General features: G+C 62.2%; 23 protein-coding genes. 16 read left to right on the top strand and 7 right to left on the bottom strand.

All coding sequences use genetic code 11. The features are described from left to right. Nucleotides 1-88: 88 nt before the first annotated feature. From potA to PMI26_RS13605, 4 genes are all read left to right on the top strand, one after another. On the top strand, nucleotides 89-1,231 hold the full coding sequence (gene potA / locus PMI26_RS13590) for a polyamine ABC transporter ATP-binding protein (protein ID WP_007975257.1): 1,143 nt from the start codon (nucleotides 89-91) through the stop codon (nucleotides 1,229-1,231). Further along, complete coding sequence (locus PMI26_RS13595; RefSeq protein WP_007975256.1) at nucleotides 1,228-2,142, top strand: ABC transporter permease subunit; 915 nt, start codon at nucleotides 1,228-1,230, stop codon at nucleotides 2,140-2,142. The genes potA and PMI26_RS13595 overlap by 4 nt, the downstream gene beginning before the upstream one ends. Continuing rightward, on the top strand, nucleotides 2,139-3,023 hold the full coding sequence (locus tag PMI26_RS13600) for an ABC transporter permease subunit (protein ID WP_007975255.1): 885 nt from the start codon (nucleotides 2,139-2,141) through the stop codon (nucleotides 3,021-3,023). The genes PMI26_RS13595 and PMI26_RS13600 overlap by 4 nt, the downstream gene beginning before the upstream one ends. A 239-nt stretch (nucleotides 3,024-3,262) precedes the next feature. Next, on the top strand, nucleotides 3,263-4,360 hold the full coding sequence (locus PMI26_RS13605; protein ID WP_007975254.1) for a polyamine ABC transporter substrate-binding protein: 1,098 nt from the start codon (nucleotides 3,263-3,265) through the stop codon (nucleotides 4,358-4,360). Between the two features lie 259 nt (nucleotides 4,361-4,619). On the opposite strand, the gene thpR is transcribed toward PMI26_RS13605, so the two are convergent. Then, the gene (gene thpR / locus PMI26_RS13610; protein WP_007975252.1) at nucleotides 4,620-5,162 is read right to left on the bottom strand and encodes an RNA 2',3'-cyclic phosphodiesterase; all 543 of its coding nucleotides are present in this window, start codon (nucleotides 5,160-5,162) and stop codon (nucleotides 4,620-4,622) included. A 121-nt stretch (nucleotides 5,163-5,283) separates the two neighbouring features. On the opposite strand from thpR, the gene PMI26_RS13615 reads away from it, so the two are divergent. Then, nucleotides 5,284-5,478, top strand: a complete 195-nt coding sequence (locus tag PMI26_RS13615) for a hypothetical protein (protein WP_007975251.1) — start codon at nucleotides 5,284-5,286, stop codon at nucleotides 5,476-5,478. A gap of 14 nt (nucleotides 5,479-5,492) precedes the next feature. Here PMI26_RS13615 and PMI26_RS13620 read toward each other — a convergent pair whose 3' ends face one another. Both PMI26_RS13620 and PMI26_RS13625 read right to left on the bottom strand, forming a co-directional pair. Further along, nucleotides 5,493-5,846, bottom strand: a complete 354-nt coding sequence (locus PMI26_RS13620; RefSeq protein WP_007975250.1) for a DUF1428 domain-containing protein — start codon at nucleotides 5,844-5,846, stop codon at nucleotides 5,493-5,495. 17 nt (nucleotides 5,847-5,863) lie between these two features. Next, the gene (locus PMI26_RS13625) at nucleotides 5,864-6,928 is read right to left on the bottom strand and encodes a hypothetical protein (RefSeq protein WP_007975249.1); all 1,065 of its coding nucleotides are present in this window, start codon (nucleotides 6,926-6,928) and stop codon (nucleotides 5,864-5,866) included. 388 nt (nucleotides 6,929-7,316) lie between these two features. On the opposite strand from PMI26_RS13625, the gene PMI26_RS13630 reads away from it, so the two are divergent. Then, a complete protein-coding gene (locus PMI26_RS13630) occupies nucleotides 7,317-7,577 on the top strand; it encodes a hypothetical protein (protein ID WP_007975247.1) in 261 nt (86 codons plus the stop codon). Nucleotides 7,578-7,615: 38 nt separating this feature from the next. Here the strand turns inward: PMI26_RS13630 and PMI26_RS13635 are convergent, their stop codons facing one another. Next, on the bottom strand, nucleotides 7,616-7,852 hold the full coding sequence (locus tag PMI26_RS13635; protein WP_007975246.1) for a hypothetical protein: 237 nt from the start codon (nucleotides 7,850-7,852) through the stop codon (nucleotides 7,616-7,618). Between the two features lie 180 nt (nucleotides 7,853-8,032). Here PMI26_RS13635 and PMI26_RS13640 point away from each other — a divergent pair, with 180 nt between their 5' ends. From PMI26_RS13640 to yghX, 6 genes are all read left to right on the top strand, one after another. Next, nucleotides 8,033-9,796, top strand: coding sequence for an L-lactate permease (locus tag PMI26_RS13640; RefSeq protein WP_007975245.1), 1,764 nt, complete (start codon nucleotides 8,033-8,035; stop codon nucleotides 9,794-9,796). Nucleotides 9,797-10,038: 242 nt separating this feature from the next. Next, nucleotides 10,039-11,538 (top strand): glycolate oxidase subunit GlcD, encoded by a 1,500-nt coding sequence (glcD, locus tag PMI26_RS13645; RefSeq protein WP_007975244.1) that lies wholly within the window; start codon nucleotides 10,039-10,041, stop codon nucleotides 11,536-11,538. Beyond that, nucleotides 11,538-12,602, top strand: a complete 1,065-nt coding sequence (glcE, locus tag PMI26_RS13650; protein ID WP_007975243.1) for a glycolate oxidase subunit GlcE — start codon at nucleotides 11,538-11,540, stop codon at nucleotides 12,600-12,602. The genes glcD and glcE overlap by 1 nt, the downstream gene beginning before the upstream one ends. A gap of 3 nt (nucleotides 12,603-12,605) precedes the next feature. Continuing rightward, nucleotides 12,606-13,823 carry a glycolate oxidase subunit GlcF gene (gene glcF / locus PMI26_RS13655; RefSeq protein ID WP_007975242.1) on the top strand — a complete coding sequence of 406 codons (1,218 nt, stop codon included), beginning with the start codon at nucleotides 12,606-12,608 and terminating at the stop codon, nucleotides 13,821-13,823. A 19-nt stretch (nucleotides 13,824-13,842) separates the two neighbouring features. Next, a complete protein-coding gene (locus tag PMI26_RS13660; protein ID WP_007975241.1) occupies nucleotides 13,843-14,244 on the top strand; it encodes a heme-binding protein in 402 nt (133 codons plus the stop codon). 150 nt (nucleotides 14,245-14,394) lie between these two features. Continuing rightward, complete coding sequence (yghX, locus tag PMI26_RS13665; protein ID WP_007975240.1) at nucleotides 14,395-15,282, top strand: YghX family hydrolase; 888 nt, start codon at nucleotides 14,395-14,397, stop codon at nucleotides 15,280-15,282. Between the two features lie 143 nt (nucleotides 15,283-15,425). Here yghX and PMI26_RS13670 read toward each other — a convergent pair whose 3' ends face one another. After that, nucleotides 15,426-16,079, bottom strand: a complete 654-nt coding sequence (locus PMI26_RS13670) for a peroxiredoxin (protein ID WP_007975239.1) — start codon at nucleotides 16,077-16,079, stop codon at nucleotides 15,426-15,428. A 109-nt stretch (nucleotides 16,080-16,188) separates the two neighbouring features. Then, the gene (locus PMI26_RS13675; RefSeq protein ID WP_162831818.1) at nucleotides 16,189-17,133 is read right to left on the bottom strand and encodes an aldo/keto reductase; all 945 of its coding nucleotides are present in this window, start codon (nucleotides 17,131-17,133) and stop codon (nucleotides 16,189-16,191) included. Between the two features lie 129 nt (nucleotides 17,134-17,262). On the opposite strand from PMI26_RS13675, the gene PMI26_RS13680 reads away from it, so the two are divergent. The 3 genes from PMI26_RS13680 to PMI26_RS13690 all read left to right on the top strand — a co-directional run bounded on the left by PMI26_RS13680 (nucleotide 17,263) and on the right by PMI26_RS13690 (nucleotide 19,625). Continuing rightward, nucleotides 17,263-18,051, top strand: a complete 789-nt coding sequence (locus tag PMI26_RS13680; protein ID WP_007975237.1) for an alpha/beta hydrolase — start codon at nucleotides 17,263-17,265, stop codon at nucleotides 18,049-18,051. A gap of 286 nt (nucleotides 18,052-18,337) precedes the next feature. Beyond that, entirely contained in the window at nucleotides 18,338-18,967 is a 630-nt protein-coding gene (locus PMI26_RS13685) for a hypothetical protein (protein ID WP_007975236.1), read from the top strand. A 19-nt stretch (nucleotides 18,968-18,986) separates the two neighbouring features. Next, nucleotides 18,987-19,625 carry a helix-turn-helix transcriptional regulator gene (locus tag PMI26_RS13690; protein ID WP_007975235.1) on the top strand — a complete coding sequence of 213 codons (639 nt, stop codon included), beginning with the start codon at nucleotides 18,987-18,989 and terminating at the stop codon, nucleotides 19,623-19,625. A 2-nt stretch (nucleotides 19,626-19,627) separates the two neighbouring features. On the opposite strand, the gene PMI26_RS13695 is transcribed toward PMI26_RS13690, so the two are convergent. Next, entirely contained in the window at nucleotides 19,628-20,515 is an 888-nt protein-coding gene (locus PMI26_RS13695; RefSeq protein WP_007975234.1) for a LysR family transcriptional regulator, read from the bottom strand. A 91-nt stretch (nucleotides 20,516-20,606) separates the two neighbouring features. On the opposite strand from PMI26_RS13695, the gene PMI26_RS13700 reads away from it, so the two are divergent. After that, nucleotides 20,607-22,049 carry an aldehyde dehydrogenase family protein gene (locus PMI26_RS13700; protein ID WP_007975233.1) on the top strand — a complete coding sequence of 481 codons (1,443 nt, stop codon included), beginning with the start codon at nucleotides 20,607-20,609 and terminating at the stop codon, nucleotides 22,047-22,049. Nucleotides 22,050-22,061: the final 12 nt, after the last annotated feature.

The raw sequence follows: 22,061 nt of genomic DNA, 5'->3' as shown, positions 1-22,061 counted from the left end.
ATCAGCGCGGACCGGCTTCACGGGTTTGCAATCCACTATTAAGCCGGGCCGTGTTGGCCTGGCGACTGAAACCTGTTGGGAGTTTCACATGGCAAACGCCTCCAGCATTTACAGGAAGGCTATTGAAGGTCACCAGGCCCCGAAAAAGGTCCTGGTGAAAGTCGATCGCGTCACCAAGAAATTCGACGAAACCACCGCAGTGGACGATGTGTCCCTGGAAATCCACCAGGGTGAAATCTTCGCCCTGCTCGGTGGTTCCGGCTCCGGCAAATCGACCCTGCTGCGCATGCTCGCCGGTTTCGAGCGCCCGACCGAAGGCCGGATTCTGCTCGACGGTGTCGACATCACCGACATGCCGCCGTACGAACGACCGATCAACATGATGTTCCAGTCCTACGCCTTGTTCCCGCACATGACGGTGGCGCAGAACATCGCCTTCGGCCTCAAGCAGGACCGTTTGCCAGCGGCCGAGATCGAAGCCCGGGTGCAGGAGATGCTGCGCCTGGTGCACATGACCCAGTACGCCAAGCGCAAGCCGCACCAACTGTCCGGCGGCCAGCGTCAGCGCGTGGCCCTGGCCCGTTCCCTGGCCAAGCGTCCGAAGCTGCTGCTGCTCGACGAACCGATGGGCGCCCTGGATAAAAAGCTGCGTTCGCAAATGCAGCTGGAGCTGGTGGAAATCATCGAGCGCGTGGGCGTGACCTGCGTGATGGTGACCCACGACCAGGAAGAGGCCATGACCATGGCCCAGCGCATCGCGATCATGCACCTGGGCTGGATCGCCCAGATCGGCAGCCCGGTCGACATCTATGAAGCACCGGTCAGCCGCATGGTCTGCGAATTCATCGGCAACGTGAACGCTTTCGAAGGCACAGTGGTAGAAGACCTGGAAGGTCACGCGATCATCCACAGCCCGGATCTGGAGCAGAAGATCTACGTCGGTCACGGCGTCAGCACCTCGGTGCAGGACAAGTCGATCACCTACGCGATCCGCCCGGAAAAACTGCTGGTCAGCACCGTCAAGCCGGACAACCGCTACAACTGGTCCAGCGGCAAGGTGCATGACATCGCCTACCTCGGCGGCCATTCGGTGTTCTACGTCGAGCTGCCTGGCGGCAAGATCGTCCAGTCGTTCATGGCCAACGCCGAACGCCGTGGTGCACGTCCGACCTGGGACGATCAGGTCTACGTGTGGTGGGAAGACGACAGCGGCGTGGTACTGCGCGCATGAAAACCTTCAATCAGCAATTTCTGAGACTGGTCCCCAGCGGGCGCAAGTTCGTCATCGGGATTCCATTCATCTGGCTGTTTCTGTTCTTCATGCTGCCGTTCTTCCTGGTGATGAAGATCAGCTTCTCGGAAGCAGCCCTGGCCATTCCGCCCTACTCGGAGATCTACACCTACGCCGAGCAGAAATTCCAGCTGTTGCTCAACATCGGCAACTACACCTTGCTGGGCCAGGACGAGCTGTACCTCTCGGCTTATCTCGGTTCGTTGAAGGTCGCGCTGTTCAGCACCCTGATGTGCCTGGTGATCGGTTTCCCGATGGCCTACGCCATCACCAAGGCCAGCAAGGAAGCGCAGAACGTGCTGATGCTGCTGATCATGATGCCGACCTGGACCGCGATCCTGATCCGCGTGTATGCGTGGATGGGCATCCTCAGCAACAACGGTCTGCTCAACGGGTTCCTGATGTGGACCGGGCTGACGTCGGCACCGATCGAGATCCTCAACACCAACACCGCTGTTTATATCGGCGTGGTGTATGCGTACCTGCCGTTCATGGTGCTGCCGCTGTACGCCAACCTGGTCAAGCACGACCAGAGCCTGCTGGAAGCCGCGTCGGACCTGGGTTCGAGCACCTTCAACAGCTTCTGGAAAATCACCGTGCCGCTGGCCAAGAACGGCATCATCGCCGGCTGCATGCTGGTGTTCATTCCGGTGGTCGGTGAGTTCGTGATTCCGGAACTGCTGGGCGGTCCGGAAACCCTGATGATCGGCCGTGTGTTGTGGCAAGAGTTCTTCAACAACCGCGACTGGCCGGTGGCGTCTGCCCTGGCGGTGGTGATGCTGTTGATCCTGATTGTGCCGATTCTGCTGTTCAACCGCAGTCAGGCCAAAGAGATGGAGGCACGGGGATGAAACGCTTCGGATTTTCAAAGTTCATGCTGATTTTCGGCCTGTCGTTCATCTACCTGCCGATGCTGATCCTGGTGATTTACTCGTTCAACGCCTCGAAGCTGGTGACGGTGTGGGGTGGCTGGTCGTTCAAGTGGTACGCCGGCCTGCTCGACAACTCGCAACTGATGGGCTCGGTGGTGCGCTCGCTGGAGATCGCCTGCTACACCGCCATCGCGGCGGTGGCGCTGGGTACCCTGGCAGCGTTCGTGCTGACCCGCGTCACCCGCTTCAAGGGGCGCACCCTGTTCGGTGGCCTGGTCACCGCGCCGCTGGTGATGCCCGAGGTGATCACCGGTCTGTCATTGTTGCTGCTGTTCGTGGCCATGGCGCAGTTGATCGGCTGGCCGCAGGAACGCGGCATCGTCACCATCTGGATCGCCCACACCACGTTTTGTGCCGCTTATGTTGCGGTGGTAGTCTCCGCTCGCCTTCGCGAGCTGGACCTGTCCATCGAGGAAGCGGCCATGGACCTGGGCGCGAAACCGTTCAAGGTGTTTTTCCTGATCACCATCCCGATGATCGCGCCATCACTGGCGGCCGGCGGCATGATGTCGTTCGCCCTGTCGCTGGATGACCTGGTGCTGGCGAGCTTCGTCTCCGGCCCGGGTTCCACGACCCTGCCGATGGAAGTGTTCTCGGCGGTACGCCTGGGCGTGAAGCCCGAGATCAACGCCGTGGCCAGCCTGATCCTGTTGGCCGTGTCGATCGTGACCTTCATGGTCTGGTACTTCAGCCGCCGTGCCGAAGCCTCCCGCAAACGCGCGATCCAGGAAGCCATGGACCAGACCGCCAGCGAATCCTGGCAACAACCGAAGAAGCAGATGGCGGCGGCCACCGCCTAAGCCGCTGCTGAATTAACTGTGGCGAGGGGGCTTTTGTGGCGAGGGGGCTTGCCCCCGTTGGGTCGCGAAGCGGCCCCAAAACCGGAAACCGCGGTGTTTCAGTTTCACCGCACTCGCTGGTTTTACGACTGCTGCGCAGCCGAACGGGGGCAAGCCCCCTCGCCACAAAAGCGCCCTCGCCACAGTTTTTGTGTTCACTGTTTTGTGATCTTGAATAAAAAAGAAATGGAGTTGTACCGATGAAAATGTTTGGCAGGACTCTGCTGACACTGTCCTTATTGGGCGCGATCGCCACTGGCGCCCAGGCCAATGACAAGGTTCTGCGCGTCTACAACTGGTCGGATTACATTGGCCCGGACACCGTCAAGAAGTTCGAAGACGAGACCGGCATCCAGGTGACCTACGATGTGTTCGACAGCAACGAAACCCTCGAAGCGCGCCTGCTGGCGGGCAAATCCGGCTACGACATCGTCGTGCCGTCCAACAGTTTCCTGGCCAAGCAGATCAAGGCCGGCGTCTACCAGACACTGGACAAATCGAAGCTGCCGAACTGGAACAACCTCAATCCGGTGCTGCTGAAAAACGCCTCCGCGAGCGATCCCGACAACGCTCACGCCATCCCGTACATGTGGGGCTCGATCGGCATCGGTTTCAACCCGGCCAAGGTCAAGGAAGTGCTCGGCGCCAACGCCCCGACCAACTCCTGGGACCTGCTGTTCAAACCGGAAAACGCCGAGAAGCTCAAGGCCTGCGGCATCAGCTTCCTCGACTCGCCGACCGAAATGATCCCGACCGCCCTGCACTACCTGGGCTACCCGGTGAACGATCAGGACAAACAGCACATCGCCCAAGCCGAGGCGCTGTTCATGAAGATTCGCCCGAACGTGGCGTACTTCCATTCGTCGAAATACATCTCGGACCTGGCCAACGGCAACATCTGCGTGGCCGTCGGTTACTCCGGCGACGTGCTGCAGGCCAAGGCCCGCGCCCAGGAAGCCGGGGACAGGGTGAAGATCGACTACAGCATCCCGAAAGAAGGCGCCGCCAGTTTCTACGACATGCTCGCAATCCCGCGCGATGCCGCCAACGTCGAGAACGCCTACCTGTTCATGAACTTCCTGATGCGCCCCGACGTGATCGCCGACATCACCAACAACATCGGCTACAGCAACGCCAACGCGGCGGCCACGCCACTGGTCGATGAAGCGATCCGCAACGATCCGGGTTCCTACCCGTCGGAAGCGGTGATGGCCACGCTCTATGCCGTACCGGACCAGCCGATCGCCATCCAGCGAATCATGACCCGAGGCTGGACCAAGGTGAAACTCGGCCAGTAATCCACTCAATTGATCTGCTGAGCCTGACATAGCCATCGCGAGCAAGCTCGCTCCCACAGGGATAGCGCGAACTTCAAGGTACACGCCGTACCTGTGGGAGCGAGCTTGCTCGCGATGAGGCCAGAACATCCAGCACACATTTCAGCCCTACCAATTTCCGTTCACGCAGCGCCTTACCACCGCTGCCTCTCCTGCAAGTAGAACGGCCTCACCTGGCTCCCTCGGTTCAGGTGAATTTGGCGCCCTCGGGCGCCTTTTTTTATGGGGGATCAATCAACGGCCATTCGGCCAGTGCCCGATAACGGCCCTTGTGGGATTCGAACAGGGTGAACCGGTCGGCACGCAGGAAGAATTGTGGCGCGGTCGGGGACTCCGGCACCGGCGCCCGATAGTCCCGCGCCAGGGTCAGGTGCGGGCGATATTCCCTTGGGGCCTCCTCCAGCCCGAACGGCAACATCGCCTGTTCCAGGGCATAGACCAGACGCAGCAATGCCGGGGGCGCCTGCTGCGGCGCGAGCACCAACGCCCCTGCCCTGCGCCATACGTCCAGCCGGTCAAGCACCACCGTCAAGCGCTCGCCCGGCGTGCGGATGGCCCCCGCTGCGGTGCAGAGCTCGGCGATCTGCGCCACACCCACCGCGCCCAAAAACTTCAGCGTCAGGTGAAAGTTGTCCGCCGGCACCGGTCGTCCGTTGCGCAGCTGCAGCACGCTGCGCCACTGGGCGATCTCCCGGCGCTGGGCCGGGGCGCAGTCCAGCGCAAAGAACAGCCGCTTGATCGGCTCGCGGGTTTCGTCGTTCATGCCGCACTCCTTGTGGGAAGACTGTCTGAGTGTACTCAACAGCCGCCTGCCGGCCAGCGGATTTCTGGCAACGTCCACCAGGCGCGTTATAGTTTTGGCATCCCGAAACCGGAGGGGGACCATGCGACAGATCATCAGCAAAGAGCCATGGTGGGCCAGACCGCCCGCGCCAGGACAGGATGAACTCCAGCTGGAGTGGGGCTGGCTGGTGCATTACAGCGAAGGTGAACCGCGCTTCGAGTTCATCCACGAGCGGCCGACGGATGACGAGATCCGCCAGCGCAAGAGTTGCAGGATCACCCCGACGCCGGAGTGATCCCGTGTCCGGCATCAAGCCGTGAGAAGTACTTCAAACCCGCCGTACACCATGCGCTGGCCATCGAAGGGCATCGGATTGACGTCCGGCTTCATGCGCGGGTCCTGCATCATCTTATCCATCCCGGCATTGCGGGTGGCCTTGTCCGGCCAGATGATCCAGCCAAAAGCAACGGTTTCGCCCTCCTTGAGCTTCACCGACATCGGGAACGAGGTGACCTTGCCTTCCGGTACGTCCTCGCCCCAGCATTCGACCACGCTCAAGGCGCCGTTTTCCTTGAAGACCGAAGCGGCGATCTGGGCGTGTTTGAGGTATTGCCCACGGTGGGCGGTGGGTACGGCAGCGATAAAACCATCGACATAAGACATGAGTGTTTCTCCTTGGGTCATGGGGTGTTCTGCTGGGTAGTCGGTTGCGCCGGCGTCCAATCGACAGTGCCCGCACTCAAACCGACCGGCGGTTGTGCACCGCCGCCCAGATTCCCTTCGATCTGCCCCGCCATGTAAAGCGTGCCGGCCATGACGCCGGTGGTCGGGTTTTGCACCAGCTTGATCCAGGCCTTGTCGAAGGTGTTGCCCAGGCTGCTGCGGATCAGCGCCTCGCTGTCGGGCCTGTCATTGGCCTGAATAATCGCGCGAATGGCCGCCACACCGACGGTGATCAATCCGCCGGCGAGTTTCCCGGCAGCGGCGGCCACGGCACTGGCGGCCCCGCGCGGGGCCATCTCGGCTTCCATGCGCTGGCTGGCGCGCTTGGCCACCGGCGCCATCGCGGTGTCGGTCGAGCCCACGCCCTTGTCACCGCCGGCCTTGTGGATCTTGTCGATCAACGCGGCGTAGGCCGGCAATGTGTTCAACGATTCGGTGCGCACGATCTGGTACAACGAGGCGTCCCGCGCCGGCGGCGGCCCGAGGGCAATGGCCGGGATTTTCTGGATGCGCCCGTTGAGCTGGGCCATCGGCACGCCGTGGCGGGTGGAGATTTTCTGCAGCTCTTCCTTGAGGATGTCGACGTAGAATGCCGCTGCCAGGCCAAGAATCGCATCGGGATCGATTTCCGCCGCCACCGGGGCCAGGACCTTCTCCTGATAGGCTTCGAGCAGGTACGCCGCCAAGCGCTTGGCCGAGGCATCCTGCTCACCCTTGGCGCTGATGGTGTACCAGCTGACCTTCATCGACAGCCATTCCTGGGTCCAGTAGCTGCTGAACCACGGAATGAAATTCTCTTCGGTCAGTTCATAGACCCGCGTACGCCAGTATTCCATGGCGCCACGGGCGTAGATTCGGGTCTGTTCGGTGGCCGACTGCGACGCGGCGACGATCTCCCGGTCCACCTGTTGCCAGGTGCTGGCGGGAACGATGACCGGCGCCACTTCCACCGGCGCACGGGGCGGCGTGGCGCACCCTGCCAACACCACCAGCACGGCAATGATCAGCGAACGCAGGTTCAAGATGGCGGCTTCCAGAAGTGTGCACCGGGCGGGATGTCCAGCACTCGAAAACCATGATTCAAGTATAGGTCGCGGCGCCCTTGAGGCCGCCTTCGCGAGCAGGCTCGCTCCCACAGAAAAGCGGTTGGCCACGAACCTGTGGGAGCGAGCCTGCTCGCGAAGGGGCCCATATCAACAGCACAAAAACCACCATCACTGGCGTCGATATTCACCATCGCCGCGATTGCCTTCCGCTTGCACACCGTCAGCGTAGGATCGATCCCAAGCCAACACGAAATCCCGAATCGGAGGGAAACCTCATGCTGATCCATCTGCTGACCTGCCTGGCCCTGACGGCGTTCACATTGGGTGTGTTTGCCTGGTACGTCCTGAGCGAGGAGCAAACATCATGATGCACACCGTCTCCCTCGCCGTGCGTTTTCCGCTGTTCGGCAGCAATTTCTACGCGCAGAAATTCGAATCACGTAAAGAGTTGACTCTGCTGTTCGACGAGAAGTTCGAAGCATTGCTGATCCCTTCAGCCGATCATCACTTCAGCAATGAAGTGGTCGGATTCAACGATCAGTTCCGCTTTTTGAATGACGTGTTGGCCGAGCATTTGTTGGATGTCGAGGTGGCTAAAGGCTCGGCCCGTTCGTTCGGGTTCTGACAGCGACCGCCCGTCACCCGGGCACGGACGCGAACCGCTCACAATGTACGCTGGCTATTGCCAGTGCCCCTCGCAATATCGATTCCCCAATCCATCGCCGCCTCCATGTCCAGCATGTGCGGCCGTGGGTCGTGGTTTTCGTCGATGACCGAGCCGTCCGGCTTGTAGACACCGATAAACATGCCCAACGAACCGTCTTTCAATATCTCGGCGGTGACTTTGATTTTGCATCCGTTCGATAACGTCTCCTTGTGTTCAATGTGGCGTTCGGTCATGACTGCATTGCTCCCCTGACTGGATTCAAACCCTACTGGCCATGCTAGCTCAGGCCCCGGAACTGCGCCGCTCCGCTGGACCGGAGGGCCTGGCCTGACAGCGGCGCAATGCCACCTATACTCAAGGCCACCTCCCCCCAGGGGATCTGCACGTCCAACAATAAAAAGCAGAGGTGGAACATGGTCTGGCAGCAAGTCTACGATCCGTTCGGTAACCCGGTGCTTTCAACGCTCATGGCGGCTGTGCCGGTGGTGGTGATGCTGGCGTCCCTCGCGTTTTTTCATGTCAAGGCGCACCTGGCGGCGCTGCTCGCCCTGGCCTCGGCCTTGCTGATCGCGATCTTCGCCTTCGGCATGCCGGCGAACATGGCCGGTTCCGCGGCGCTGTTCGGTGCAGCCAACGGTTTGCTGCCGATTGGCTGGATCGTGTTGAACATCATCTTCCTGCACCGCCTGACCACCGAGAACGGTTCGTTCAAGGTGCTGCAAGACTCCCTGGCGCGCATCACCGATGACCGGCGCCTGCAATTGCTCCTGATCGCCTTCTGCTTCGGTGCGTTTTTCGAAGGCGCGGCCGGTTTCGGTACGCCGGTGGCAGTGACCGGGGCGATTCTCATCGGGCTCGGCTTTTCGCCGCTTGCCGCCTCGGGGCTGGCGCTGATCGCCAACACCGCGCCGGTGGCGTTCGGTGCCCTCGGCACGCCGATCATCACCCTGGCCAAGGTCACCGGGCTGGATGAGATGGAGCTGTCGATGATGGTCGGCCGGCAGTTGCCCTTCTTCTCGGTGCTGGTGCCGTTTTGGCTGATCTGGGCCTTCGCCGGCTGGCGCAAGATGCTGGAGATCTGGCCGGCGATCCTGGTGGCCGGGGTCAGTTTTGCCGTTCCGCAGTTCCTCGTGTCGAACTATCACGGGCCCATGCTGGTGGATGTGATCGCCGCGCTGATTTCCATGGCCTGCCTGACCGGTTTCCTCAAGGTCTGGAAACCGGCCACCGTGCACACCTCCGCCGCCCTGTCCGGCCGGGTCGACAACTCGAAGATCGACGCCGAGCACGACGAAAAGCCCGTACCGACCGCAACCTTCGCGAACGAGGCGAAACCGGCGGTGATGCGGGCGTGGATGCCGTGGATCATCCTGACCATCTTCGTGTTCATCTGGGGCACCCAGGGCTTCAAGAACACCTTCGACACCCGCCCTGCCATCGACCCGCAAACCAGTGCCGCCAAGCTCGATCCGCAGGGCAAGCCGATGCGCGAGGCCAACCCGCTGTTTGCGCCGGTCGTGACCTTCACCACCCTGCACCTGCAGGTCGAGAAAGTCCCGCCCGTGGTGGCCGCGCCGAAAACCGAGGAAGCGGTGTACAAGTTCACCTGGTTCACCGCCACCGGCAGCGGCATTCTGCTGGCGGCGATTGTCGGCGGCTTGTTGATGGGTTACTCGATCCCGCAACTGATTCACCAGTACCTGCGCACGTTGTGGGTGGTGCGTTACTCGCTGATCACCATTGCCGCGATGCTCGCCCTGGGCTTCCTCACACGCTACTCCGGCCTGGATGCGACCATGGGCTTGGCTTTCGCCGCGACGGGCATTTTCTACCCGATGTTCGGCACCCTGCTCGGCTGGCTCGGCGTGGCGCTGACCGGCTCGGACACCGCGTCCAACGTGCTGTTCGGCGGCCTGCAACGGGTGACGTCCGAACAACTGGGCATCAGCCCGGTGTTGATGGCCGCCGCCAACAGTTCCGGCGGGGTCATGGGCAAGATGGTCGACGCCCAGTCGATCGTGGTCGCCTCCACCGCCACCCGCTGGTACGGCCATGAAGGGGAAATCCTGCGCTACGTGTTCTTCCACTCGATTGTGCTGGCGATTCTGGTCGGCGGGCTGGTGACATTGCAGGCCTATGTCGCGCCGTTCAGTCATATGGTGGTGGGCGGGCATTGAATCGAACGCTACTTGATTATGCTTAAGCCGCATACCTGTGGGAGCGAGCTTGCTCGCGATAGCGGTGTCACGTTCAACAGAGATGTCGACTGTGCCACCGTCATCGCGAGCAAGCTCGCTCCCACAGGGGACGGTGGTTTTTTTGAATGAATGGTCCGTCGTGCGGACAAACATCCCATGGACAGCCGGCCGTCTCAGGCCAATGATGAAGGTCAGTGGTCTCCAGCGAGAATCGTGATCCCATGAACATTCTCTACGATGAACGCGTTGACGGCGCCTTGCCCGACGTCGACAGACAGGCACTGTTGCAGGCCCTGCAGAGCCGCTTGCCGGGCCTGGAAATCCTGCATCAGCAGGAGGAACTCAAGCCCTACGAATGCGACGGACTGTCGGCCTATCGCACCACGCCGATGCTGGTGGTGCTGCCCCGGCATATCGATGAAGTGCAAGGGGTGCTGCGCGTCTGTCATGAGCTGCACGTCCCGGTCGTCGCCCGTGGTGCCGGCACCGGTTTGTCCGGTGGTGCGCTGCCCCTTGAGAAAGGCGTGCTGCTGGTGATGGCGCGTTTCAACAACATCCTGGGCATCGACCCCGCCGCCCGTACCGCACGGGTTCAGCCGGGTGTGCGCAATCTGGCGATTTCCCAGGCGGCGGCACCGTTCGGCCTGTATTACGCGCCGGATCCGTCCTCGCAAATTGCCTGCTCCATCGGCGGCAACGTCGCGGAAAATGCCGGTGGCGTGCATTGCCTGAAGTACGGCCTGACCGTGCACAACGTGCTCAAGGTCGACATCCTCACGGTCGACGGCGAGCATTTGAGCCTGGGCTCCAACGCCCTCGACGCCCCCGGTTTCGATCTGCTGGCTCTGTTCACCGGCTCCGAAGGCCTGCTCGGGGTGATCACCGAGGTCACGGTCAAGTTGCTGCCCAAACCGCAGACCGCCAAAGTCTTGCTGGCGGCGTTCGACTCCGTGGAAAAAGCCGGGCGCGCCGTCGGCGACATCATCGCCGCCGGCATCATCCCCGGTGGCCTGGAAATGATGGACAACCTGGCCATCCGCGCCGCCGAGGACTTCATCCACGCAGGATATCCGGTGGAGGCCCAGGCCATTCTGCTGTGCGAACTCGATGGTGTTGAAGCCGATGTCTCGGATGACTGCGACCGCGTGCGCCAGGTACTGCAACAGGCCGGTGCGACCGAGGTGCGCCAGGCCAAAGACGAAGCCGAGCGCGTACGTTTCTGGGCCGGGCGCAAGAACGCCTTCCCGGCGGTGGGCCGTCTCTCGCCGGATTACTACTGCATGGACGGCACCATCCCCCGTCGTGAACTCCCCGGCGTGCTGCACGCCATCGCCGAACTCTCGAACGAATACGGCCTGCGGGTGGCCAACGTATTCCACGCCGGCGACGGCAACATGCATCCGTTGATCCTGTTCGACGCCAATCAACCCGGTGAACTGGAGCGCGCGGAAAACCTGGGCGGCAAGATTCTGGAGCTGTGCGTGAAGGTCGGCGGCAGCATCACCGGTGAGCACGGCGTGGGTCGCGAGAAGATCAACCAGATGTGCGCGCAATTCAACAGCGATGAGCTGACCCTGTTCCATGCCATCAAGGCCGCCTTCGACCCGAGCGGCCTGCTCAACCCCGGCAAGAACATTCCGACCCTGCACCGCTGCGCTGAATTCGGTGCCATGCACATACATGGCGGTCAATTGCCCTTCCCCGAGCTGGAGCGTTTCTGATGCGCGGCCCTGAAGATTTCGATGACAGCCAACTGCTCCTGGAGCAGGTCAATCAGGCGCTGGAAAACGCTACGCCGTTGCGCATCCAGGGTTCCAACAGCAAGGGGTTTCTTGGCCGCACCACGGCCGGGGAAATTCTCGATACCCGCGCGCACCGGGGCATCGTCAGTTACGATCCGACCGAACTGGTGGTCACCGCCCGTTGCGGCACGCCGCTGTCGGAGCTGGCCCAGGCGCTGGATGCCGCGCAACAGATGCTGCCCTGCGAGCCGCCGTCCTTTGGCGACGGCGCCACGGTCGGCGGCATGATCGCCTGCGGACTGTCCGGCCCGCGGCGCCCGTGGTCCGGCTCGGTGCGCGACTTCGTCCTCGGCACGCGGGTCATCACCGGGCAAGGCAAGCTGTTGCGCTTCGGTGGCGAGGTGATGAAAAACGTCGCCGGCTACGACCTGTCACGCCTGATGACCGGCAGTTACGGCTGCCTCGGGCTGATCACCGAAGTCTCGCTCAAAGTGCTGCCAAAACCCCGGAAAGTCCTGAGCATCAGCCTGGAAATGGACCCTGAACGCGCCTTGCTGCGCCTGGCGGAATGGGGCCAGCAACCGTTGCCGATCAGCGCGGCCTGTCACGACGGCACACATCTGCACCTGCGGCTCGAGGGCGGTGATGGTTCGGTGGCGGCGGCCCACGAGCGCCTCGGTGGCGAACGGCTGGACGCTTCGTACTGGGAAGATCTCAACGAACAGCGCTTGAGTTTCTTCGATGAAGACCAGCCGCTTTGGCGCCTGTCACTGCCCCACAACACACCGCGCCTGTCGCTGCCGGGGCGCCAGTTGATCGACTGGGGCGGCGCCCAGCGCTGGTTGAAATCCGATGCCGAAGCGGCGTTCATCCGCCAGGTCGTCGACGAAGTCGGCGGCCATGTCACCTGCTTCAGTCACGGCCTGACCGACACCCCGTTCCAGCCGCTGCCCCAGGCCCTGATGCGCTATCACCGCAACCTCAAACAACAACTCGATCCACGGGGCATCTTCAACCCCGGACGCCTGTACGCGGAGCTTTGAACCATGCAGACGACCCTGAGTGAACGCGCCCGCCATCTGCCCCGCGCCGCAGAAGCCGAAAGCATCCTGCGCACCTGCGTGCACTGCGGCTTCTGCAATGCCACCTGCCCGACCTATCAATTGCTCGGCGATGAACTGGACGGACCGCGGGGTCGCATCTACCTGATCAAGCAGGTGCTGGAAGGCAACGACGTCACGCAAAAGACCCAGCAACACCTGGATCGCTGCCTGTCGTGCCGCAACTGCGAAACCACCTGCCCATCGGGCGTCGACTACCACAACCTGCTGGACATCGGCCGCGCGGTGGTCGATGCGGCGGTGCCGCGCCCGCTCGGCCAGCGCCTGTTGCGCGAGGGATTGCGGCAGACCGTGCCGCATCCGGATTTGTTTAAAAGCCTGGTCAATGGCGGCCAGGTGTTCCGCGCACTGCTGCCCGGCACCCTGCAAAGTAAATTGCCGCGCCATGCACCGCCGGCCAAACCGCGACCCATGACCCTGCGCGAACGTCAGGTGCTGATGCTCGAAGGCTGCGTGCAGCCGGCCCTGTCGCCCAACACCAATGCCGCGGCGGCGCGGGTGCTGGACCGGTTGGGGATCAGCGTCATCGCGACCCGCGAAGCCGGTTGTTGCGGTGCCGTGGACTACCACCTGGACGCCCAGGCCGCCGGCCTCGATCGCGCCCGGCGCAACATCGACGCGTGGTGGCCGGGCATCGAAAAAGGCGCCGAGGCGATTGTGCAGACCGCCAGCGGTTGCGGCGCCTTCATCAAGGACTACGGCCATCTGCTCGCCAGCGACCCGGCCTATGCCGAGAAGGCGAAAAAGGTCAGCGAACTGGCCCGGGACCTGGTGGAGGTGTTGCGCGACGAGCCGCTGGAAAAACTCGGGATCCACGCCTCGCAACGCCTGGCCTTCCATTGCCCCTGCACCTTGCAGCACGGGCAGAAACTCGGCGGTGCCGTGGAAGCGCTGCTGAGCGGACTCGGTTTCAATCTGACGTCCGTGCCCGACGGACACCTGTGTTGCGGTTCGGCGGGCACCTATTCGTTGACCCAGCCCGAGCTGTCGCGACAACTGCGCGACAACAAGCTCAATGCCCTGGAAAGCGGCCATCCCGAGGTCATCGTCACGGCCAACATCGGCTGCCAGTCGCACCTCGACGGCGCGGGCCGGACCCCGGTGCGGCACTGGATCGAACTGGTCGAAGCCGCCCTGCCTTAACCGAATCCCGGAGATGCCCATGAACCGCAAAGCCGTGCTGAGCCAGACCGAAGTCCAGCAGATCATCAAAGCCGCCCGTGCCGAAGCACAGGCCAATCAATGGGCCGTGACCATAGTGGTGGTCGATGACGGCGGCCACCCGCTGGCCCTCGAACGCCTCGACGGTTGCGCACCGAGCAGTGCGTATATCGCCACCGAAAAGGCCCGCACCTCGGCCCTCGGGCGGCGCGAATCGAAAAGCTATGAGGACATGGTCAACGCAGGGCGCTACGCTTTTCTGTCAGCACCGTTGCTGACTTCGCTGGAAGGCGGCGTACCGATTATTTTCGATGGCCAGGTGATAGGCGCTGTCGGGGTGTCGGGCGTCAAGCCTGAGCAGGATGCGCAGGTGGCGAAGGCTGGGGCGCAGTGCGTGAAATGAGATTTTAGCCTCACCCTTTACCCCCTGTGGGAGCGAGCCTGCTCGCGAAAGCAGTGTGTCAGACACCTGGATACTGAACCTGACGCCGTCTTCGCGAGCAGGCTCGCTCCCACAGGGTCCGTGTTCAACCAGCCGAGAGGAGTTGCACCGATGACCCGTCTGACAGCCAAAGACTTCGCCCCGCAACTGCTGGAACTCTACGACTACTACGCCCACGGCAAGATCAATCGCCGGGAGTTTCTCGACCGCGCAGCGTTGTTCACCTTCGCAGGTTTGACCGCCGGTGCCCTGCTCGCCGCGCTTAGCCCCAACTACGCACTGGCCGAGCAAGTCGAGTTCACCGACCCGGACATCATTGCCGAGTACGTCACCTACCCTTCGCCCAAGGGCCACGGCCAGGTACGGGCTTATCTGGTGCGCCCGGCCAAGGCCACCGGCAAGGTGCCGGCGGTGGTGGTCGTGCATGAAAACCGCGGGCTCAACCCCTACATCGAAGACGTGGCCCGGCGTGTGGCCAAGGCCGGTTTCATCGCCCTGGCCCCGGACGGCCTGACGTCGGTCGGCGGTTATCCCGGCAATGACGACAAGGGCCGCGAGCTTCAGGCCACGGTCGACCCGGAAAAGCTGATGAACGACTTTTTCGCCGCCGTCGAGTGGATGATGAAACACCCTGCCGCCACTGGAAAAGTCGGCATCACCGGGTTCTGCTACGGCGGTGGCGTGACCAACGCCGCCGCCGTGGCCTATCCGGAACTGGGCGCCGCCGTATCGTTTTATGGTCGTCAGCCAACGGCCGAGGAAGTGCCCCGGATCAAGGCACCGGTGATGCTGCACTACGGCGAACTGGATACGCGGATCAACGAGGGCTGGCCGGCCTATGAGAAAGCGTTGAAGGCCGGGGGCAAGACCTATGAGGCCTACATTTATCCGGGCTGCAATCATGGTTTCCACAACGACTCGACGCCGCGTTATGACGAGGCGGCGGCGAAGCTGGCGTGGGAGCGGACGTTGGGGTGGTTTAGAAAGTATCTGGTTTGACCCAGACGTTGTGGCCAGCAGGGCCGGCCCCATCGCGAGCAAGCTCGCTCCCACAGGAATATCCAGTGAACACAAGATCTGTGTACGACAGAGATCCAATGTGGGAGCGAGCTTGCTCGCGATGGCGGTATTACTGCTACTGACTATTTCGGCTGAGCCACCGTCCGCAAATACGGCTTCAATGTCTTGAAGCCATCCGGGTATTTCTTCTTCGCATCTTCATCAGACACCGAAGTCGGGATGATCACATCCTCGCCCGGCCGCCAGTTCACCGGCGTGGCGACGGTGTGCCTGGCATTCAGTTGCAGAGAGTCGAGCAGGCGCAGCACTTCATCGAAATTGCGCCCGGCGCTCATCGGGTAGATCAGCATGGCCTTGACCTTCTTGTCCGGGCCGACGATGAACACCGAGCGCACCGTGGCGTTGTCCACCGCCGTACGCGCGCCGCCGCTGGCATTGGGGTGGATCATGTCGTAGAGCTTGGCCACCACCAGGTTTTCATCGCCGATCAGCGGATAGTTGACCGCGCAGCCCTGAGTCTCGGCGATGTCGCCGACCCAACGGTTGTGGTCGCTGACCGGGTCGACGCTGAGGCCGATGACCTTGGTGTTGCGCTTGTCGAATTCGGGCTTGAGTTTGGCCAGGTAGCCCAGTTCAGTGGTGCACACCGGGGTGAAATCCTTGGGGTGGGAAAACAGGATGGCCCACCCGTCGCCGATCCATTGGTGAAAATTGAGCGTGCCTTCGGTGGTTTCGGCGGTGAAATCCGGTGCTTCGTCGCCAATGCGGATAGCCATGTTCGATCTCCTTGCAGTGATGGACAGGGACGCCGTCAGGGCAACGAATGCGCTTTCAACGGCATGGACGCGGACAGTATAGGAGAGGTTGCGCAACTCGCCGGTTGCGCTAGTTCACCAGCGCAATCAGCTGCTGACGCTGGGCATCGGTCAGCATCGGGCCGAAACCGGCCCGGGCATTTTCCGCCATGTAGCGCGGGTTGCCGGTGCCCGGAATCACGCAGGTCACCGCCGAATGCGACAGCAGGAACTTCAGTGCCAGTTGCGGCCAGCTTTTGACCCCGACTTGCGCCGCCCAGCCTGGCAACGTTTGGCCTTTCAGTCTGGACAGCAGGTCGCCACCGCCGAACGGCCGATTGCAGATCACCGCCACGCCCCGTTCGCGGCACAGCGGCAGCAAGCGTTTCTCGGCGCCGCGATCATCCAGGGCGTAGTTGATCTGCAGGAAATCCAGCGGCTCGGCCTTGAGTACCGCTTCCACTTCGTCGTAGGCCGACGCTGTGTAATGGGTGATGCCGATGTAGCGGATGCGCCCTTGTTCTTTCCAGTGGCGCAGGGTCGGCAAGTGCGTCTGCCAGTCCAGCAGGTTGTGGATCTGCATCAGGTCGATCCGGTCGGTTTGCAACAGGGCGAAGGATTGCTCCATCTGCGCGATGCCTTCCTCGCGCCCGCGAGTCCACACCTTGGTGGCCAGGAACGCCGGCGAGCGCGGTTCATGGATCGACAGCAGTTCGCCGGTGGTCTGTTCGGCGCGACCGTACATCGGCGAGCTGTCGATCAGCTTGCCACCCTTGTCGAACAACGCATCCAGTACCGCGGGCAAGTCCTTGTAGGCCGGTTGCGAAGGCTCGACGTCGAATCCGCGATAAGTACCCAAGCCTACGATCGGCAAGGACTCGTTGCTGGAAGGAATGGCGCGAGTCTGCATGGTCTTGCCTCCTGTTCCCGTCGACGGCGCGGGTTGCGCACCCACCGGACCGAACGTGAAGACCGCCGAAGCGCCGGCAGCCAGCGTGAGAATTTCTCTACGGGTGTAACCCTCAGGATGGCTCATAAATCGCTTCTCACCAGTCGTTCGGGTCCGGCCTGTTGCACCGACACGGCGGAGAACCCGTGCCAGGGATCGATTGACTACACTCACAAGGCCCTGCGGCACCAGCCACTTTCAAACCCCGAGCCGTCAATGCCGCCCACTAACGTTAGTCGAATGTCGCGCACCCTGGTGTTACTCGTTGTCATCGTCGCTGCGTTGTACCTGGCGCTGTGCCTGGCGTTGTTCGTGTTTCAGCGGGCGCTGATCTATTACCCGCAACCGCGCGCCGTCGGCGCAGCCGGGACGTTGCTCACCCTGCCGGTCGCCGACGCACGGGTGCTGGTGTCCAACCGGCCTCACGAAGGCCCGAATGCGCTGATCTACTTTGGCGGCAACGCCGAGGACGTCTCGCGCAACTTGCCCGGGTTCACCCAGGCGTTCCCTGACTACGCGCTGTATCTGCTGCATTACCGGGGCTTTGGCGGCAGTTCCGGCTCGCCTTCCGAAGAGGCCATCGCCCGCGACGCCTTGACCTTGTTCGACCAGGTGTATGCCAGTCACTCCCATGTGGCGGTGGTCGGACGCAGCCTGGGGTCGGGTGTCGCCGTGCGTCTGGCCAGCCAGCGCCCGGCCGCGCGACTGGTGTTGATCACGCCCTACAACAGCCTCGAGGGGCTGGCCGCCCGTCAGTTTCGCTGGTTTCCGGTGCGCTGGTTGCTGAAGGACAAATACCCGTCCTGGCAATACGCCGCCCGCATCACGGTGCCGACGGTCTTGATAGCGGCCGAGCATGATGAAGTGATTCCGCGTTCGAGTACCGAGCGCCTGTTGAGTCATTTCACCAAAGGCGTGGCGTCGTTGCAGGTGATACCGGGGACGGGGCATAACTCGATCAGTGAAAGTCCCGACTACCTCAAACTTCTTCGTGAAGGGCTGTAACGGCAACACCAGTCTTTGTGGCGAGGGGGCTTGCCCCCGTTGGACTACGAAGTAGTCCCGAATCCAGACGATGCGTATTCAGGTTAACCGCATGTAGCTGGTTTACGACTGCTGCGCAGCCGAACGGGGGCAAGCCCCCTCGCCACAAAAAGCCTCCCTATGCCCCCAGTCGCTTCCAGCAACAGGCTATGGCCATTCATCCGAGAGTTCGCTTCCAGCCAATAAAAACATATTTTTATGCCTATATTGATATTGTCGAACGTTCCCACTCTCAGAGGGTGCCGTCATGAATATCAAAACCCTGGCTTTGCTCCTGCTGGCTTTCTGTGCGCAACCGGTCTGGAGCCAGACGCCTGCCGCCTCACCCGCCGCAGCCGACAGCCCCGCGCTGACCACACGCCTGGCCGAGCGTGACCTTTGGGTCGAACACATTTTCTGGATCAGAAACTACGCACTGGCCAATCAATCCGCCGATCAGAAACAGGCCAAAGTCGCAGCCGATCAGGTGGTCGACAACGCCACCAAAATCGCCAACAGCATCGCCCCGCTCTACGGCCAACCGGCGGCGGATCAACTGCTCAAGTTGCTTGCCGGCCATTGGGGCGCGGTGAAACACTACAGCGATGCCACGGTGGCCAAGGACGCCAAGGGCAAGCAGGCCGCCGTCACCGAGTTGACCAGCAATGCCAAGGCGATTGCGGCGTTCCTGGCCACGGCGAACCCCAATCTGCCTGAGGCGACACTGGTGACGATGTTGTCAGCCCATGGCGGTCACCACATCACCCAGATCGATGAGTTCGCGGCACATGATTACGCCGGCGAAGCCCGTACCTGGGCGATGATGCGCACGCACATCCTGGCCCTGGCCGATGCGTTGACCGGCGCGCTGGTCAAGCAATTCCCGGATAAGTTCTGATATCGCGCGAGGCTATCCCATGCTGGAAGGACTGGGCCGAACACAGCAAGACCTGCTCAATGCGCTGCTGCACCATGCCGGCGGCATGAGCATTGACGAGTTGGCTGAACACCTGGCCGTTACGCGCACCGCGATTCGCCAACACCTGGCGGCGCTGGAGCGTGACGGCCTGGTGCTGCGCGGCGACACCCGCCCGACGGGGCGTCGCCCGGAGCAGCTGTACCGGCTCACCGACCACGCACGGGAGCAGTTCCCTCGCCACTATCAGCTGCTGGCCAGCGTGCTGATTGACGAAGTCGCCGCCATCATCGGCCCCGAAGCCCTGGCTTCGCTGATGCGCAGCATGGGCCGCAAACTGGCGCTGGACCGTGAACAGCAGGTCGTCGACGAAACCAGGATCGTCCAGCACATGAACCAGGCGGGCTACGAAGCCGAGGTGTTTTTTCGCTCAGGCGCCACGCCGGAAATCATCGCGCATAACTGCGTGTTCCATCGCCTGGCCGCCGAGCATCCGGTGGTCTGCGAACTGGACCTGGCCTTGATCGGCGCGTTGGGCGGCGGTGAAGTCGAGCACAGCGAGTGCATGGTGCGCGGCGGGCATGTCTGTCGCTTCAGGCTGCGACCGACAGAAAGCCCGGAGCCGCCACTGGGAGACTGACCTTACAGCTCGACCATCTGCATGTTCGCTTTGAGAAACCCCATCAACTCGGCTGCCGCCGGCGACAGGCTGTGCCCCTTGCGGCACAGGATGCCGATCTGGCGTTCCACCCGTGGTTCGGACAGTGGCAGGAACACCAGTTTCTCGTTGCCCTGCGGGAACGCCAGGGACGGCAGCGTCGTGATGCCGATGCCCTCTTCCAGCATCGCGATCAGCGAAATCATGTTGGAGACAAACAGCAGACTGCTGTCCAGCAACCCCGCCGCTTCCGTGCCTGCGAGCAAGCGCGAGGTACCATTGCGTACCAGGGGGTAGGCTTGCAGGCTCGACCAATGCAAGGCCTCGCCATTGGCCACCAATGGATGATCGTGACGGCAGACCACGCCCACCCGATCACTCAGGATCGGCACGAACTCAATGTTTTCGTCCGCCGTCCACACGCTGCTGATCGCAAAATCCACCTGCCCCTGGACCAACAACTGCTGGACGCTGTCGGCATTGCCATCCTGCATGCTGATCTGCATTTTCGGGTGCTCGCCGACAAACCGTGCGAGCAGATGCGGCAACAACCGACTGGCCACCGACGGCACCGTCGCGATGCTCACCTGACCGATTTCATGCCGCGCCAGCAAGCTGACTTCGCGGGCGATGCGGTCGTGATGCGCCAGCAAATCCTGGAACAGCGGCAAGCAATGCTCGCCGAATGGCGTCAGTTCGGTTTTACCGCCCTTTTCGAATAATGGCTGGCCGAGCTTCTGCTCCAGCTCGCGCACAGCCAGGGACAGCGCCGGTTGCGTGCGATAGGCCTGCCTTGCCGCGCCGTGAAAGCTTTTCAGCTGGGCAACCAGGGCGAAATAGCGCAGTTGGGTGATCTTCAGCTCAGGCAGCACGGTTAGTTTTCCTTATCATTTCATATTTATTATTAATTTTTATTTGCAGAGTAATACTCTCAAGATGGGGCCAACGCAATCGGAGGTTCCCATGGCACTGCAACCCTGCAAAAACTACATCGGCGGTAACTGGTGCGAAGGCCAAGGCGTCATCGCCAACCACAGCCCTTCGGATGTTCAAGACCTCATTGGCCATTACCATCAGGCCAGCGCCGAACAGACGCTGGAGGCCATCGCCGCCGCGCGCGACGCCCAACCGCAATGGGCCGCCAGTGGCCTGGAACAACGCCAGCAGGTGTTGATGGCCATCGGCAACGAGTTGATGGCGCGCAAGGAAGAACTCGGCGAACTGCTCTCCCGGGAAGAAGGCAAGCCACTGGCCGAGGGCATCGGCGAGGTCAATCGCTCCGCGCAGTTCTTCCATTACTACGCCGCTGAAGTGCTGCGCCAGATGGGCGAGACGGCCGCTTCGGTACGCCCCGGCATCGAGATCGAAGTCCAGCGTGAACCGGTGGGCGTGGTCGGCATCATCACACCATGGAATTTCCCCATGGCCACCGCCGCGTGGAAGATTGCCCCGGCCCTGGCCTTCGGCAATGCCGTGGTGTTCAAACCGGCCAACCTGGTGCCGGCCAGCGCCTGGGCCCTGACTGAAATCATCAGCCGCCAGGCGTTGCCCTCCGGCACCTTCAACCTGGTCATGGGCAGTGGCGCAGTAGTCGGCGAAAGCCTGATCCAGTCCGCCGACATCGACGCGTTGACCTTCACCGGTTCCCTGCAAACCGGTCGCCGCGTCGCGGTTGCCACCGCCAGTAATCTGGTGCGTTGCCAACTGGAAATGGGCAGCAAGAACGCCTTGGTGGTGCTCGATGACGCCGACCTTGAAATCGCCGTGGAATGCGCGTTGAACGGCGCCTTCTTCGGCACCGGCCAAAAGTGCACGGCCTCTTCGCGATTGATCGTCTGCGACGGCATCCATGACCGTTTCGTCGAAGCGCTGGTGGCGCGCATGCGTCAACTGAAGGTCGGTCATGCCCTGCAACAAGGCACGCAGATCGGCCCGGTGGCCGACGCCCGACAACTGGAACAGAACCTCCATTACCTGCAACTGGCCGAAGACGAAGGCGCGACCCTGGTCGAGGGCGGCCAATTGCTGAACCTGCAACCGGCCGGGCACTACATGCGCCCCGCCCTGTTCACCAACAGTCACAACAACATGCGCATCAACCGCGAGGAAGTCTTCGGGCCGATTGCCTGTGTGATCCGGGTCAGCGATTACGAAGAAGCCCTCGCCGTGTTGAACGACACCGAATACGGCCTCACCGCCGGGATCATCACCCAGTCACTGCGTTATGCCAGCGACTTCAAGCGTCGGGCCCGCACCGGTTGCGTCATGGTCAACCTGCCCACCGCCGGCACCGACTACCACGTGCCGTTCGGCGGCCGCAAAGCCTCCAGCTTCGGGCCACGCGAGCAAGGGCAATACGCCCGCGAGTTCTACACCGTGGTCAAGACCACCTACGTGCGACCTTGAACGGGAGATCGG

The organism is Pseudomonas sp. GM33 (assembly GCF_000282295.1).
Taxonomy (GTDB): Bacteria; Pseudomonadota; Gammaproteobacteria; order Pseudomonadales; family Pseudomonadaceae; genus Aquipseudomonas; species Aquipseudomonas laurylsulfatiphila.
This window is presented reverse-complemented; position numbering and strand designations above follow the sequence as displayed.

Coding starts and splice junctions, on each gene's coding strand:
- potA (WP_007975257.1), top strand. CDS start 89: ATGGCAAACGCCTCCAGCATTTACAGGAAGGCTATTGAAGGTCACCAG.
- PMI26_RS13595 (WP_007975256.1), top strand. CDS start 1,228: ATGAAAACCTTCAATCAGCAATTTCTGAGACTGGTCCCCAGCGGGCGC.
- PMI26_RS13600 (WP_007975255.1), top strand. CDS start 2,139: ATGAAACGCTTCGGATTTTCAAAGTTCATGCTGATTTTCGGCCTGTCG.
- PMI26_RS13605 (WP_007975254.1), top strand. CDS start 3,263: ATGAAAATGTTTGGCAGGACTCTGCTGACACTGTCCTTATTGGGCGCG.
- thpR (WP_007975252.1), bottom strand. CDS start 5,162: ATGAACGACGAAACCCGCGAGCCGATCAAGCGGCTGTTCTTTGCGCTG.
- PMI26_RS13615 (WP_007975251.1), top strand. CDS start 5,284: ATGCGACAGATCATCAGCAAAGAGCCATGGTGGGCCAGACCGCCCGCG.
- PMI26_RS13620 (WP_007975250.1), bottom strand. CDS start 5,846: ATGTCTTATGTCGATGGTTTTATCGCTGCCGTACCCACCGCCCACCGT.
- PMI26_RS13630 (WP_007975247.1), top strand. CDS start 7,317: ATGATGCACACCGTCTCCCTCGCCGTGCGTTTTCCGCTGTTCGGCAGC.
- PMI26_RS13635 (WP_007975246.1), bottom strand. CDS start 7,852: ATGACCGAACGCCACATTGAACACAAGGAGACGTTATCGAACGGATGC.
- PMI26_RS13640 (WP_007975245.1), top strand. CDS start 8,033: ATGGTCTGGCAGCAAGTCTACGATCCGTTCGGTAACCCGGTGCTTTCA.
- glcD (WP_007975244.1), top strand. CDS start 10,039: ATGAACATTCTCTACGATGAACGCGTTGACGGCGCCTTGCCCGACGTC.
- glcE (WP_007975243.1), top strand. CDS start 11,538: ATGCGCGGCCCTGAAGATTTCGATGACAGCCAACTGCTCCTGGAGCAG.
- glcF (WP_007975242.1), top strand. CDS start 12,606: ATGCAGACGACCCTGAGTGAACGCGCCCGCCATCTGCCCCGCGCCGCA.
- PMI26_RS13660 (WP_007975241.1), top strand. CDS start 13,843: ATGAACCGCAAAGCCGTGCTGAGCCAGACCGAAGTCCAGCAGATCATC.
- yghX (WP_007975240.1), top strand. CDS start 14,395: ATGACCCGTCTGACAGCCAAAGACTTCGCCCCGCAACTGCTGGAACTC.
- PMI26_RS13670 (WP_007975239.1), bottom strand. CDS start 16,079: ATGGCTATCCGCATTGGCGACGAAGCACCGGATTTCACCGCCGAAACC.
- PMI26_RS13675 (WP_162831818.1), bottom strand. CDS start 17,133: ATGAGCCATCCTGAGGGTTACACCCGTAGAGAAATTCTCACGCTGGCT.
- PMI26_RS13680 (WP_007975237.1), top strand. CDS start 17,263: ATGCCGCCCACTAACGTTAGTCGAATGTCGCGCACCCTGGTGTTACTC.
- PMI26_RS13685 (WP_007975236.1), top strand. CDS start 18,338: ATGAATATCAAAACCCTGGCTTTGCTCCTGCTGGCTTTCTGTGCGCAA.
- PMI26_RS13690 (WP_007975235.1), top strand. CDS start 18,987: ATGCTGGAAGGACTGGGCCGAACACAGCAAGACCTGCTCAATGCGCTG.
- PMI26_RS13700 (WP_007975233.1), top strand. CDS start 20,607: ATGGCACTGCAACCCTGCAAAAACTACATCGGCGGTAACTGGTGCGAA.